General features: G+C 67.4%; 15 protein-coding genes. 6 read left to right on the top strand and 9 right to left on the bottom strand.

Features of this window, described 5'->3' with window-relative positions; all coding sequences use genetic code 11:
* Nucleotides 1-25: 25 nt before the first annotated feature.
* On the bottom strand, nucleotides 26-436 hold the full coding sequence (locus GDR74_RS14420) for a hypothetical protein (RefSeq protein ID WP_152586956.1): 411 nt from the start codon (nucleotides 434-436) through the stop codon (nucleotides 26-28).
* A gap of 2 nt (nucleotides 437-438) precedes the next feature.
* Complete coding sequence (locus GDR74_RS14425; protein WP_152586957.1) at nucleotides 439-876, bottom strand: DUF4112 domain-containing protein; 438 nt, start codon at nucleotides 874-876, stop codon at nucleotides 439-441.
* Nucleotides 877-1,218: 342 nt separating this feature from the next.
* On the opposite strand from GDR74_RS14425, the gene GDR74_RS14430 reads away from it, so the two are divergent.
* Nucleotides 1,219-1,791: a YcbK family protein gene (locus GDR74_RS14430; protein WP_194164548.1), complete on the top strand. Its 573-nt coding sequence runs from the start codon at nucleotides 1,219-1,221 to the stop codon at nucleotides 1,789-1,791.
* A 6-nt stretch (nucleotides 1,792-1,797) separates the two neighbouring features.
* A complete protein-coding gene (ade, locus tag GDR74_RS14435) occupies nucleotides 1,798-3,507 on the top strand; it encodes an adenine deaminase (protein ID WP_152586959.1) in 1,710 nt (569 codons plus the stop codon).
* A 39-nt stretch (nucleotides 3,508-3,546) separates the two neighbouring features.
* Here the strand turns inward: ade and GDR74_RS14440 are convergent, their stop codons facing one another.
* From GDR74_RS14440 to GDR74_RS14465, 6 genes are all read right to left on the bottom strand, one after another.
* Nucleotides 3,547-4,290, bottom strand: coding sequence for a class I SAM-dependent methyltransferase (locus GDR74_RS14440; RefSeq protein WP_152586960.1), 744 nt, complete (start codon nucleotides 4,288-4,290; stop codon nucleotides 3,547-3,549).
* 5 nt (nucleotides 4,291-4,295) lie between these two features.
* The gene (locus tag GDR74_RS14445; protein WP_152586961.1) at nucleotides 4,296-5,069 is read right to left on the bottom strand and encodes a LamB/YcsF family protein; all 774 of its coding nucleotides are present in this window, start codon (nucleotides 5,067-5,069) and stop codon (nucleotides 4,296-4,298) included.
* Nucleotides 5,066-6,358 (bottom strand): nicotinate phosphoribosyltransferase, encoded by a 1,293-nt coding sequence (pncB, locus tag GDR74_RS14450; protein WP_152586962.1) that lies wholly within the window; start codon nucleotides 6,356-6,358, stop codon nucleotides 5,066-5,068. Before pncB ends, GDR74_RS14445 begins: the two co-directional genes overlap by 4 nt.
* Before the next feature lie 101 nt (nucleotides 6,359-6,459).
* A complete protein-coding gene (locus GDR74_RS14455; protein WP_152586963.1) occupies nucleotides 6,460-6,831 on the bottom strand; it encodes a c-type cytochrome in 372 nt (123 codons plus the stop codon).
* Nucleotides 6,818-8,083 carry a PQQ-dependent sugar dehydrogenase gene (locus GDR74_RS14460; protein WP_152586964.1) on the bottom strand — a complete coding sequence of 422 codons (1,266 nt, stop codon included), beginning with the start codon at nucleotides 8,081-8,083 and terminating at the stop codon, nucleotides 6,818-6,820. Before GDR74_RS14460 ends, GDR74_RS14455 begins: the two co-directional genes overlap by 14 nt.
* A 171-nt stretch (nucleotides 8,084-8,254) precedes the next feature.
* The gene (locus GDR74_RS14465; protein ID WP_152586965.1) at nucleotides 8,255-8,761 is read right to left on the bottom strand and encodes a pyridoxamine 5'-phosphate oxidase family protein; all 507 of its coding nucleotides are present in this window, start codon (nucleotides 8,759-8,761) and stop codon (nucleotides 8,255-8,257) included.
* A gap of 224 nt (nucleotides 8,762-8,985) precedes the next feature.
* Between GDR74_RS14465 and GDR74_RS14470 the strand changes: the two genes are divergently transcribed.
* Genes GDR74_RS14470 through GDR74_RS14480 form a run of 3 tightly spaced genes read left to right on the top strand, consistent with a single transcriptional unit; the run spans nucleotide 8,986 to nucleotide 10,960 of the window.
* On the top strand, nucleotides 8,986-10,104 hold the full coding sequence (locus GDR74_RS14470; protein ID WP_152586966.1) for an Mrp/NBP35 family ATP-binding protein: 1,119 nt from the start codon (nucleotides 8,986-8,988) through the stop codon (nucleotides 10,102-10,104).
* A gap of 6 nt (nucleotides 10,105-10,110) precedes the next feature.
* The gene (gene mobA, locus GDR74_RS14475) at nucleotides 10,111-10,749 is read left to right on the top strand and encodes a molybdenum cofactor guanylyltransferase MobA (RefSeq protein WP_152586967.1); all 639 of its coding nucleotides are present in this window, start codon (nucleotides 10,111-10,113) and stop codon (nucleotides 10,747-10,749) included.
* On the top strand, nucleotides 10,742-10,960 hold the full coding sequence (locus GDR74_RS14480; RefSeq protein WP_152586968.1) for a sulfurtransferase TusA family protein: 219 nt from the start codon (nucleotides 10,742-10,744) through the stop codon (nucleotides 10,958-10,960). The genes mobA and GDR74_RS14480 overlap by 8 nt, the downstream gene beginning before the upstream one ends.
* A gap of 64 nt (nucleotides 10,961-11,024) precedes the next feature.
* Here GDR74_RS14480 and GDR74_RS14485 read toward each other — a convergent pair whose 3' ends face one another.
* On the bottom strand, nucleotides 11,025-11,201 hold the full coding sequence (locus tag GDR74_RS14485) for a CsbD family protein (protein ID WP_152586969.1): 177 nt from the start codon (nucleotides 11,199-11,201) through the stop codon (nucleotides 11,025-11,027).
* A gap of 351 nt (nucleotides 11,202-11,552) precedes the next feature.
* On the opposite strand from GDR74_RS14485, the gene GDR74_RS14490 reads away from it, so the two are divergent.
* Nucleotides 11,553-12,329, top strand: coding sequence for a sensor histidine kinase (locus GDR74_RS14490; RefSeq protein ID WP_152586970.1), 777 nt, complete (start codon nucleotides 11,553-11,555; stop codon nucleotides 12,327-12,329).
* Nucleotides 12,330-12,332: the final 3 nt, after the last annotated feature.

Here is a 12,332-nt window from a genome sequence, read left to right on the forward strand (position 1 = left end):
GCTCCTTTCGGAGGCGCTCCACCGTTCAGTGCCGCTCGATGCGCGGCAGTTCCCGCTCCGGAGCGGGCCCGACGTCCTGCGCCGCCATGCCCTGCGGGGTCACGTCCCGGTAGCCGGGACGCGGATAGCCGTCGTTCCAGCCCGTCGGCCCGGCCGGGCGGACGGCCCGCCCCGTCACGAAGCTGACGGCCGCCGGCACGGCGAGGATGAGCAGGGCCACGAGCCCCCAGACGAACACCACCGCCGCAAGGCCGAGGTTGCGCACGGCCCCGAGGATCCACGAGAGCCATTCCACGGCCCCCGGATGAGCGGTCACCACGTCGGCGTTCCGCGCCATCGTACTGCCGAGGAAATCGACGAGGCCGTAGACGCCCCAGGCCACCAGTGACCAGAGGCCCACCATGAAGGCGGCGGCGAGCCAGACGAGACGTCTCATGGTCAGCGCTCGTCGACGCGGACCGCGGTGCCGTCGATCTCGCGCGGCCCGCGCTTCGCCACGCCGAGATGGTCCTGGATGATGCGCAGGTTGCGCTGGTTGGCCTTGAAGAACACGTCGAACACGTCGCCGGCCACCGGGATCGCGCCGATCGCCGTGTCGATGGCCACGTTGCCGATCATCCGCGCGATCTTCCAGCGCGGCAGGCCGAGTTGACGCGCCTCCCAGACGATGTAGCTCGCGAGAGCGGCCGATATGGCATCGCCCACCCCCGGAACGAGCCCGATCACCGCATCGAGACCCACCCGGCGGTTGAGCCCCGGAATGAAGAAGGCGCTGTCCATCAGCCGTGCGACGAGCGTCACGCGGGCGAGAGCGTCCTCGCGGGTCGGGCCCGCGGTCTTCAGGGCATCGAAAAAAGCGCTGCGAGCAGCGTACATCCCACTTTCTCCCGTCTGCCGCCGAGGGGGCGGCACACCGCAGCATGATGTGTGCATGCCGGGCCGCGCACGCAAGTAGGCGATCAGGCAATAATATAACGGATATCGAAAGGATAGTTTCGCATCTCGAAAGTGCTAAGAGAGGAAGAACTTCCAACCCTTTAGGTCAGGAAAGATAAAAATCTTAGCGCGGGGGTTGCCAAGGCCGAACTCAACCTTAACTTGTTTCGCCGGCAGCGGCAACTTGGCCGTTACATGCTCAAGAAACTCACACAGACGCAGCGACATGCGGCTGACGGTCGCTCACGGCTGCGCATCGAGGGGGCTCGGAGGGGAGACCCCATGAGCGCCGTTTCTGCTTTTCAGCGTCGATCCAACGCATGCCCACGCAGGGCCTGTTGCGCCGCATGCCTGGCCGGTGCGCTTCTCGCGGGAGTGCCGGGACCGGCGCTTGCGGAAGGAGAGGGAACGAGCCTTCCTGCCGCGCAATATGCCAGCCTGCCGGCGGCCGAGCGCATGACCGATCCCGCCGCCACGGGAAACCTGCCGGGGAGTTCGAAGCCTCCGGTTCCTCCATCGCGCTTCTCCTCGCTCGTCGCCGCGGGGAGCATCCTTCCGAGACCGGGAGCGCCGACGGGGTGCCTGCCCGCGGCGCTGCGCGATGTGGTCGCGGATCTGTCCGCGAAGTTCGGCGCGGTGAGCATCGAATCCACCCATCGCTCGGTCCGCCGCAACAGGCGCGCCGGCGGCGCGGACCATTCCCTGCACCTTGCCTGCCGCGCCATGGATCTCCGCATCCACAACCGCGCGCGCGGCGTCATGGCATATTTGCGCTCGCGTCCCGAAATCGGCGGCCTTAAGATCTACCGGAACGGCATCATCCATATCGACAACGGATCGCGCCGACACTGGTAGGAACGCATGACGAAGCCCGATGCACAAGCCATAGCCAGCCGCGTTGCGCAGGGGCGCGGCGCAACTCCCGCGGATCTCGTCGTCACGGACGTGCGCCTTCTGGACCTCGTGACCGGCGCGTTGACGCGCACGGACATCGCAATCTGCGGCGACACCATCGTCGGGACCTATGGCCGTTACCGGAGCGCCCGCACCGTGGACGGACGCGGGCGCATCGCCGTTCCGGGTTTCATCGACACGCACCTGCATGTGGAATCCTCCCTCGTGACGCCGTTCGAGTTCGACCGCTGCGTCCTGCCGCACGGCGTCACGACCGCGATCTGCGATCCGCACGAAATGGCGAACGTGCTCGGCACCGCCGCCTTCGACTATTTCCTCGCCTGTGCGGAGCGGACGGTCATGGACCTGCGCGTGCAGCTCTCGAGCTGCGTTCCGGCGACGCACCTCGAAACGGCGGGCGCGCGCATCGAAGCGGCGGACCTGGTGCGCTACCGCCACCACCCGAAGGTCATCGGCCTCGCCGAGTTCATGAACTTTCCCGGCGTCCTTGCCGCCGATCCTTCATGCCTTGCCAAGATCGAGGCCTTCGCCGGCGGACATATCGACGGTCACGCGCCGCTCGTCCGGGGGCTCGACCTCAACGGCTATCTCGCAGCCGGAATCCGCACGGACCACGAGACCACCGCCGCCGAGGAAGCCCTCGAGAAGATCCGCAAGGGGATGACCGTCCTCATCCGCGAGGGCTCGGTGTCAAAGGACCTGCACGCGCTCGCTCCCCTCCTCACCATACAGACCTCGCCCTTCCTCGCGCTCTGCACCGACGACCGCAATCCCCTCGACATCGCGGAGGAAGGTCATCTCGACTTCATGATCCGCATGCTGATCGCCCTGGGCTGCGAACCCCTCGCCGCCTATCGCGCGGCCTCGCTGACGGCGGCGCAGGCCTTCGGCCTCACGGACCGCGGCATGATCGCTCCCGGCAAGCGCGCGGACATCGTGCTGCTCGACGACCTCGAAACCTGCTCCGTCTCCGCCGTCCTCAGCGCGGGACGCCTCGTGGACGATGCGCTGTTCGCGAGCCGGCGCACGGTCGCGCCCATCGGCCGCGGCAGCATCAGGATCGGCCCGGTTTCCGCCGACGATTTCCGCGTTCCCGCAACCGCGGGGCCGACGCCGGTGATCGGCGTCGTTCCCGGCAGGATCATCACGGAAAGGGACTCGGCCACCCTGCCCCACCACAATGGCGGCCTCTCGGCCGATCCCGACCAGGATGTCGTCAAGGTCGCGGTCCTGGCGCGCCACGGGATCAACCGCAACATCGGCCGCGGCTTCGTGAAGGGCTTCGGCCTGAAGAAGGGCGCCATCGCCTCCTCGGTCGGGCACGACAGCCACAACATCTGTGTCGTCGGCGCGGACGACGGGGACATGGCGGCGGCGGTCAACCGCCTGCGCGCCATCGACGGCGGCTTCGTCGTCGTCTCGGATGGCGAGGTTCGCGCCGAGCTGGCTCTGCCCATCGCCGGCCTCATGAGCGACCGCTCTTACGAGGACGTGCGCGATGCGCTCTATCCCTTGAGAGACGCCGCGAGGGGGCTCGGCGTCACGCTGCCCGAGCCCTTCCTGCAGGTCGCCTTCCTTCCCCTCCCCGTGATCCCGCACCTGAAGATCACGGATTACGGCCTCGTCGACGTCGACCGCATGGCGCTCGTCTCGTGAGGCCTTAGGGCGCAACGGGCATGCGCCGCCCGGAAGCGATCAGACCCGGCCGATCCGGAACGAGAGAGGGAAACGGATCGTGCGCCGCCGCTCCGGATCGCCCCAGGCGGCGACCAGGTCCCGCGCGAATGCATCGATGGGTTCCCGCCCGAGCGCCTTCTCCGCCGCGCGCACGGCGGACCACGTGTCCGCATAGCCGATGAGGTCGGCGGCGCGCCATGAAACCGCGATGTCCATGTCGGGCGGCGTCAGTTCCGGGAAAGGAAAGTCGAACCCGCGATAGCCCTCCTCCACGTGGCGGCGCTCCGGCGGCCAGTAGGGGCCGATCACGTCCTTGTAGAAATGCTGCACCACCGGGTCGATGTCCGGATCGGCCCGGATCACGCCGTAGGTGACGAGGGCCAGCACGCCGCCGGGCTTCGCGACGCGGCGAACCTCCTCGTAGAAGGCAGGAAGATCGAACCAGTGCGCCGCCTGCGCCGCCGTGACGAGGTCGACCGACCTCTCCGGAAGCCCGCTCCGCTCAGCGGGAGCGACGCGATACGTCACCCGCTCGTGAGGAACCGCGCTCTCGATCTGCCTGGCGCTCGCATCGGTGGCAAGGACCGATGCGAACCTGCCGGCCAGCAGGACGGAGAGTTGCCCGTTGCCGCAGCCCACATCCAGGGCGACGTCCGGCGTCTCGCACAGGCCGGCGAGATAATCGGCCAGTTCCGGCGGATAGGTCGGCCGATAGGCCGCGTAGTCGGCGGAGCGGGACGAGAAATGATCCTTGAACGACATGGGTTCTACAGGCGCGTGAAGGGCCTGACGGCGATGCCGTTCGCTTCGAGCCTGGCGCGGATCGTGCGCGCCATCGCGACGGCGCTCGGCTCGTCCCCGTGGACGCAGATCGTATCGACGGCGACGGGGATGCGGCGGCCCGACACCGTCGTCACCGCGCCCTCCTCGAGGGTGCGCAGAACGCGCTCGGCGGCGGCCTCGGGATCGTGGAGAACGGATCCGGGCTTCTTCCGGCTCGTCAGGGTTCCGTTGTCCTCGTAGGTCCGGTCGGCGAAGAACTCCCGCGCGACGGGCACGCCGATCTTCTCCGACGTCCTCTCCATCGCGAGCCCCGGCATGCAGACATTCACGAGGTTCGGATCGACGCCTTTGACCGCCCGCGCGATGGCCATGGCCAGGTCCTCGTCCTCGTTGGCCATGTTGTTGAGCGCGCCGTGCGCCTTCACGTAGGTCACGCGGTGCCCCGCGAGGGCCGCCACCGCCTGCAGGGCGCCGATCTGATAGGCGATCATGCGCTCGATCTCGGCGGGGCTGTCGCCCCGGATGACGCGGCGGCCGAAGCCGGGCAGGTCGTTGAAGCCGGGATGCGCGCCGATGGCGACGCCCTTGCGGCGCGCGGTCTCCGCGGTCCGGAACATGATGTTCGGATCGCCCGCATGGAAGCCGCAGGCGACGTTGGCGGACGAGACGATGTCGAGCATCGCGTCGTCGTCTCCCATGGGCCAGGGTCCGAAGCCCTCGCCCATGTCGCAGTTGAGGTCGATCGTTCTCGTCGTCATACCAGGACCGGTTTCGCGTTCTGCGCGCCGACATTGAAGACGCGCTTGTAGTGCTCGATCTCCGCCTTCGGCCCCATGGCCTTGGTGGGATTGTCGGAGAGCTTCACCGTGGGCCTGCCGTTGGCCGAGATGACCTTGCAGACGATGGAGATCGGATCGAGCCGCCCATCGGGGGCGAGGCCGCGGAAGTCGTTCGTCAGCAGGGTTCCCCAGCCGTAGCCGATGCGCATGCGCCCCCAGAAATGCCGATGGATGCGCTGGATCACGTCCACGTCGAGACCGTCGGAGAAGATGGCGAGCTTCTCCTTCGGATTCTGGCCGCGCTCCTGCCACCAGGCGATAGCCTCCTCCCCTCCCTCGATAGGGTCCTTGGAATCGATGCGGATGCCCGTCCACGCGGCGACCCAGGCCGGTGCGTTGCGCAGGAAGTTGGTGGTGCCGTAGGTGTCCGGCAGGATGATGCGCAGGTTGCCCTCGTAGTCGCTCTGCCAGTCGGCGAGGACGCGGTAGGGAGCCATGGCCATGTCGGCGTCGCTGTCGGCGAGCGCCGTGTAGACCATCGGCAGCTCGTGCGCGTTCGTGCCGACGGCCTCGACCTCGCGACGCATGGCGATCAGACAGTTGGACGTACCGAGGAAGGCCGGGCCGAGGCCCTCGATCATGGCCTGCACGCACCAGTCCTGCCACAGGAAGCCGTGGCGGCGGCGGGTGCCGAAATCGGTGATGGAGAGATCGGGAAGGGTCTTGAGCTGCTGGATCTTCTCCCAGACGCGGGTCATGGCCCGCGCGTAGAGGACCTGGAGCTCGAACTTGCCCATGCCCTTCAGCACCCCGCGCGAGCGCAGCTCGTTGAGAATGGCGAGCGCCGGGATCTCCCACATGGTGGTCTCGATCCAGGGCCCGTGGAAGGTGAGGACGTATTGCCCCTCCTCCTTCTCCAGGAGGTATTCGGGAAAGCGGAAGGTCTCGAGCCAGTCCATGAACTCCGGCGAGAACATCTGCCGCTTGCCGTAGAACGTGTTGCCGCGCAGCCACGTGGACTCGCCGCGGGTGAGGGAGAGCGTCCGCACATGGTCGAGCTGCTCCCGCAGCTCCCCTTCGTCGATGATGTCGGCGAGGCGGATGCGGGTCGTCCTGTTATGGATGCCGAAGGTCACCTGGACGTCCCGGTGGCGGCGGAAAATGGTCTGCGCCATCAGGAGCTTGTAGAAGTCCGTGTCGAGCACGGACCGAACGATCGGATCGATTTTCCAGGTGTGGTTGTACACCCTGGTCGCGATGTCCACCATCGCCTGCTCCTTGCGGCCTTCCGGAAGGCAGGACAATACCGAAGGGCCGTCCCCGATGAAAGAGCATGGCGCGAAGCGCGGCCCTGCGCCCCGCAGATGGGTCAGGGCGGCACGACCTCTATGGGAATGGATGCGTAATAGGCGGCGACGTTCTCGATATCCGCGTCCGACAGGTCCTTCGCAACGATGTTCATGGACTCGTTCCTGCGCGCCTCGCTCCTGTAGTCGCGCAGGGCCTTGACCAGATAGCTCTCCACCTGGCCGGCGAGATTGGGCGCCTCCGGGTTCTTCGAGAGCCCGTCGAGGCCGTGGCAGGCCTGGCAGACCACGGCCGTGCGCCGTCCCGCATCCCTGTCGGCCGCGGCAGCGCCTCCGGCGAAGCCCGCGGCCGCCAGAGCCAGGACGGAAAGCAGCCGGAGCGGCCTGGAAAAGGCCGCCCCCTGCCCGGCATTGCCGCGATCACTGCGTGGCATAGGAGATCCGGTAGATCGCGCCCGCCGTGTCGTCGGACACCAGCAGCGAGCCGTCCGGCAGCATCGCCACGTCGACGGGACGGCCGAGATACTCGCCGTTCTCCGTGAGCCAGCCCTCCGCGAAGACCTGCGGCTTGTCGGCCGTGCCGTCGGCCTTGAGGGGCGTGAACATCACCCGGGCCCCGACGGGCTTCGTCCGGTTCCAGGAGCCGTGCTGCGCATTGAAGATCCCGCCCTGATAGGCCTGCGGGAACATCCGGCCCGTATAGAACATCATGCCGAGGTCGGCCGCATGCGGCGCCATTTCCACCTGGGGAGGAATGGCTCCCGCGGGCTCCGGATCGTTCTTGTACTCGACCGTGCGCACGGTGCCGCCTCCGTAATAGGGGAACCCGAAGTTCTGGCCCATCTGCGTCGCGCGGTTGAGCTCGCCGGGAGGCTGGTCGTCGCCCATCCCGTCGACCTGGTTGTCGGTGAACCACAGGGTCTTGTCGGAGGGGTTGAAGTCCATGCCGACGGAATTGCGGATCCCGGTGGCGTAGACCTCACGGTTCTTCCCGTCCTGTCCCATGCGGATGATGCCGCCGATGCCGTAGCGGGCATAGAGGTCGAGCTTCTCGCGCGGAGGCACGTTGAAGGGCTGGCCGAGCGCGATGTAGAGCTTGCTGTCCGGGCCCACGCGGCAAACGCGGGCCGTGTGGTTGAAGCTCTCCTCCGTCGGCGGGATGAGATCGCCCTGCTTGGTCACCACGAAGGCTGCCACGTCGGGCCCCTCGTAGAAGAACTCGGCCGCAGGGAACTGCAGGACTCGGTTCTGCTCCACCACGTAGAGCATCCCGTCGGGCGAGAAGCAGACCCCGTTCGGGATCTTGAACTCGACGGAAGGAGCGAAGGTCTTCACCTCGTCGGCGACCCGGTCCTTGTCCCGGTCGGTCACGACGTAGACGTTGCTTTTGCGCGTTCCCACGAACACGACCCCCGTGGAGGGACCGACCGCCATGTGCCGCGCGTCGGGGACGAGGGCATAGAGATCGATCTTGAACCCGGGCGGGAGCTTGATCTTCTCCAGGTTCCGCCGGATGGCGTCGGCGCGGCGCCCCTCCTGCGGAACGGGCTTGGGCTCCACGGTGCCGGTGCTTCGGAAGGCCGACAGCTTTTCCAGGTTTCCCGTGGGCGATTCCGCGGCCGGCTGGGCCAGAGCGGTCGACGATAGCAACGCAACAGAGACGGCGGCGATGTAGAAAGGCTTCATGGCGACCTCCGCAGCGCAGATTTCTTCTCACGTCCAGGAGAAGATGGAAGCGCACAAGGAGTCTGAAGCCGCCATGAGCGTTTTCAAGGCGGGCATTGGCAGTATCCGCTCTTTTGCAGCGGCCCGCGGGAGCGGCGCTCCGGGCCCGGTCCCGCCGCACCTATCGCTCGGTCAGCGCAGGTCGACCTTTTCCCGATCGCCGATATCGGTCGGCGGCTGCCCGGTGACGGCCGCCTTGGCATAACCGTAGAGATGCACGAGGGTGGAGGATGGGCTGTCCCAGTATTCGCCCTTCACCGGATGAACGCGGATGAGCGCGATCGACGGGTCGTCCTTGCCGTCCGGGAACCAGGCCCGCGCCCCCTCGGTCCATTTGCTCTCGATGGTCGCCCGGTCGCGGACGATCTCGGCCTTGCCCGACACGGAAACATAATTCTGCCCGTCGGGGTCCGCATAGGCGAGATTGACCTCATTGTCCCTGGAGATCTCCGTCAGCTTCGGGGACTGCACCTTGGTGAAGAACCACAGATCGCCGTTCTCGTCCGCCTCCTGGCTGTACATGGGCCGGCTGTGCAGCGTGCCGTCCGTGTCGATGGTGGTCATCATGGCGATCTTCATGTCCCTGATCATCTCGTAGAGCTTCTGGGCATGGGGGTCGCCGTGGCCGTGCCGGTGCATCGTCGTCTCCTCGTCTGTGCAGTTTCGTAAGTGCCGAAGCCTTGGCGCGGGCGCTGCGCGTCGCCGCCGACCGCGGGCGGAGGACCGCCCCGGACTTCGGAGGTCAACGGACGGGAAAGGGTTTGGTTCGCGGCCTCGCGACAGCAGGGCATCTTAACGGGCGGCTCTTCACCCGTTACATGACGGGCGTGGCCATCCGGCCCTGTCCGCCAGAGGAGACGAGCGTGGCGATCACCCGTGAAGACGTATTGAAGGCTCTCGCGACCGTGCCGGTGGACACCGCCGGGACCGGTCTCGTGGCATCGGGGCGCCTTTCCGAGGTGGTGATCGACGACGCAGGGCGGGTGATGTTCTCGATCTTCGTGGAACCTGCCGAGGCGCCGGCCATGGAGCGGGTGCGGCAGGCCGCGCAGGGCGTGGTGCAGGGCCTGCCCGGCGTGAAGGGCGTCTTCGCCACGCTGACGGCCGAGCGCCCCGCATCGGCGGCGACGGCGCAACCGGCAGGCCCCCGCGGACCACGGGCCGCCCAGGCCCGCAACCAGCGGATCCCCGGCGTGAAGCACGTGATCGCGGTCGCGTCCGGCAAGGGCGGCGTCGGGAAATCGACCACCGCCTGCAACCTGGCCCTCGCCCTTCAGTCGCTCGGCCTCAAGGTCGGTCTCCTCGATGCGGACATCTACGGTCCTTCGATGCCCAAGCTCCTCGGGATCCACGGCAAGCCGCAGCTCCTCGAGAACCGCATCCTCGCGCCCATGGAGGCCTACGGGCTGAAGGTGATGTCCATCGGCTTCCTCGTCGACGAGGAGGCGGCCATGATCTGGCGCGGGCCGATGGTGATGTCGGCCATCACGCAGATGCTGCGGGAGGTCGCCTGGGGCGAGCTCGACGTGCTCGTGGTCGACATGCCTCCCGGCACGGGCGATGCCCAGCTCACCATGGCGCAGTCCACGCCCCTGGCGGGCGCCGTCATCGTCTCCACGCCGCAGGATCTCGCTCTGATCGACGCCCGGCGGGGCGTTTCCATGTTCAAGCGGGTCGAAGTGCCGATCCTCGGCATCGTCGAGAACATGGCGACGTTCGTCTGCCCCCATTGCGGGCAGTCCTCGCACATCTTCGGCCATGGGGGCGCGCGGGCGGAGGCGGAGCGTCTCGGCGTGCCGTTCCTGGGCGAGGTCCCCCTGAACATGTCGATCCGCGAACTTTCCGATGCGGGCCGCCCCGTGGTCGCCGTCGACCCCGACGGTCCTCATGCCCGGACCTACAAGGAGATGGCCCGCCGCGTGGCGGAGGCTCTCGCGGGCGCAAGCGGCGTGCGCGCTCCTCCGCGCATCGTCATCGAGTAGCCGGCCATGTCGGAAGCCCGCTCCGCTCCTCCGGTCCTGGGCGCCATCCTCGCCGGGGGCCTCGGGACGCGCATGGGAGGGGTGGACAAGGGGCTGCTGCGCCTGGGCGGCGAGCCCCTTCTCCAGCGCATCGCCCGCCGCCTCGCTCCGCAATGCGGCGGGCTGGTCCTGAACGCCAACGGCGAACCGGACCGGTTCGCCGACATGGGCCTGCCGGTGATCCCGGATGCGGTGCCGGGACGCCTGGGCCCGCTCTCGGGCCTCCTCGCGGTCCTGGAATGGGCCGCCACCCATCGTCCGGAGGTGGAGCGGATCGTGAGCGTCTCGACCGACACGCCCTTCCTGCCCGAGGACCTGGTGGCGCGCCTCGACGCCGTACGCCGGAGGGCGGAACATTCACCGGTGCTCGCTACGTCCGGCGGGCGGCTTCACCCCACGATCGGCCTCTGGCCAATCCGCCTCAAGGACGATCTGCGTGCGGCCCTCGTGCAGCAGCATGTGCGCAGCATGCGCGCCTTCGCGGAGCGGCACGGCTATGTCGAGGCCGAATGGCCGGCGGACCCAGTCGACCCCTTCTTCAACATCAACACGCCCGAGGACCTTGCCGCCGCGGGGAATTTCCTCCTGGATCAGCCGCATGCATGAACTCGACCTGTCCGGGCTGAAATGCCCCCTCCCCGTCCTGCGGACGCGGAAGGTTCTCCTCGGGCTTTCCGCGGGAGAAACCCTGAAGGTGACCTGCACGGATCCGCTTGCCGCGATCGACCTGCCCCATCTCGTGCGCGAGACCGGGGATGTGCTCGTGCGCCAGGAAGGCGACGGCCCGAAGCTCGTCTTCGTGATCCGCAAAGGCTGACCGGCGCAAGAAAAAAGCCCGGCTTGCGCCGGGCCCGTGTAACGCTTGGCAGCGGGAGCTTCGCTCACTCCCGGTTGCGGAGCGTGTCCTTCATGCCGCCGACCGTGTTCTGAACCTTGCCGGCGGCCTTGTCCATCTTGCCCTCGGTCTCGAGCTTCGTATCGCCGACGGCCTTGCCGACGCCTTCCTTGATGCTGCCCTTGACGGACTTCATGCTGCCTTCGACCCGATCCTTGTCCATTTTCGAACTCCTGTGCTGAGAGGCTCCCGGGGCCAACGTGCGAGCCTCCGCAAGGTTTCGCCCCCACCTCGCCCTGCGATCACGGATGCGTCATTGCGGCCTGCAGCCCTCCTCGCGCGCCGTTCGGCCGAGGATCGGACCTCTGGACGGAGCCGAATAGGAATAAGCCCCTTCGTATGAAGGGCGACACAGCCGAGCTTTTGCGCTAGCAGCGCGCCTTCTTCCCAGAGCCGGCGCCGGGTTCGCCTGAACGGCCGGGCAGCGCCGCGGGACGGGAGAAGGGTTTTGTCCGCCGGATTGAACCAACTTACAATGACAACGTTATATCTTTAAATTCCCAAAGAGCCCTCTGTGTCGGATCATCGGACACCCCCCAAGCCTCAGCCCAGGTCCGTCTCGCAGAAGGACGGCGACCTCGCGCGCCCGCCGATCCGAACGCTCGACCGCATGGCGCTGCTGGCCCACCAGCTCGTGACGCCCCTGTCCACCATCTCCGCCCTCGCGCAGGGGTTGATGCGGCGTGCGGAGAATCTCCGTCCCGAGGATGTGCGGGACAGGGGCGAGAAGATCTGGCGGGCCAGCCGCCGCCTGCAGGAACTGATCGAGACGATCATGTCCTACACGCGCGCCAATGCCGGAGCGATCACGCCAAACCCGGCCCCGTTCAACCTGAGGTCGATGGCGCAGCGAGTCTGCAGGGAGCAGAACCTCCAGCAGCCATGCCGGGCGATGTGCGTGACGGTCGACGGTCTTCCGGACATGTTCGTCGGCGATCCCATTCTGCTTGAGCAGGCGCTCGTGATCGTCCTGTCCAACGCCATGAAATATTCCCCGGTCGAACGTCCGATCACGGTCGTCGGAACGGCGGACGAGCATGAAGTGAGGATCGGCGTCCGGGATCAAGGAATCGGCGTGCCGGAGCGGGATCTCCCGTTCCTCATGCAGCCCTTCTTCCGCGCCAGCAATGCGCGGCACCTCCCCGGGACGGGCCTCGGCCTCAGTCTCGTCCGGCATATTCTCCAGCTGCACGGCGGTTCGGCCAGGATCGAGAGCACGGAAGGCGAAGGCACGACGATCACGCTGGCGATGCCCCGGCTCGAAGCGGACGACAGGGGCAGCGGGATCTGAGAG

Source organism: Microvirga thermotolerans, assembly GCF_009363855.1.
GTDB classification, from domain to species: Bacteria; Pseudomonadota; Alphaproteobacteria; order Rhizobiales; family Beijerinckiaceae; genus Microvirga; species Microvirga thermotolerans.

Excerpts from the sequence above, each read along its gene's own strand:
- GDR74_RS14420 (WP_152586956.1), bottom strand. The coding sequence starts at position 436 with ATGAGACGTCTCGTCTGGCTCGCCGCCGCCTTCATGGTGGGCCTCTGG.
- GDR74_RS14425 (WP_152586957.1), bottom strand. The coding sequence starts at position 876 with ATGTACGCTGCTCGCAGCGCTTTTTTCGATGCCCTGAAGACCGCGGGC.
- GDR74_RS14430 (WP_194164548.1), top strand. The coding sequence starts at position 1,219 with ATGAGCGCCGTTTCTGCTTTTCAGCGTCGATCCAACGCATGCCCACGC.
- ade (WP_152586959.1), top strand. The coding sequence starts at position 1,798 with ATGACGAAGCCCGATGCACAAGCCATAGCCAGCCGCGTTGCGCAGGGG.
- GDR74_RS14440 (WP_152586960.1), bottom strand. The coding sequence starts at position 4,290 with ATGTCGTTCAAGGATCATTTCTCGTCCCGCTCCGCCGACTACGCGGCC.
- GDR74_RS14445 (WP_152586961.1), bottom strand. The coding sequence starts at position 5,069 with ATGACGACGAGAACGATCGACCTCAACTGCGACATGGGCGAGGGCTTC.
- pncB (WP_152586962.1), bottom strand. The coding sequence starts at position 6,358 with ATGGTGGACATCGCGACCAGGGTGTACAACCACACCTGGAAAATCGAT.
- GDR74_RS14455 (WP_152586963.1), bottom strand. The coding sequence starts at position 6,831 with ATGCCACGCAGTGATCGCGGCAATGCCGGGCAGGGGGCGGCCTTTTCC.
- GDR74_RS14460 (WP_152586964.1), bottom strand. The coding sequence starts at position 8,083 with ATGAAGCCTTTCTACATCGCCGCCGTCTCTGTTGCGTTGCTATCGTCG.
- GDR74_RS14465 (WP_152586965.1), bottom strand. The coding sequence starts at position 8,761 with ATGCACCGGCACGGCCACGGCGACCCCCATGCCCAGAAGCTCTACGAG.
- mobA (WP_152586967.1), top strand. The coding sequence starts at position 10,111 with ATGTCGGAAGCCCGCTCCGCTCCTCCGGTCCTGGGCGCCATCCTCGCC.
- GDR74_RS14480 (WP_152586968.1), top strand. The coding sequence starts at position 10,742 with ATGCATGAACTCGACCTGTCCGGGCTGAAATGCCCCCTCCCCGTCCTG.
- GDR74_RS14485 (WP_152586969.1), bottom strand. The coding sequence starts at position 11,201 with ATGGACAAGGATCGGGTCGAAGGCAGCATGAAGTCCGTCAAGGGCAGC.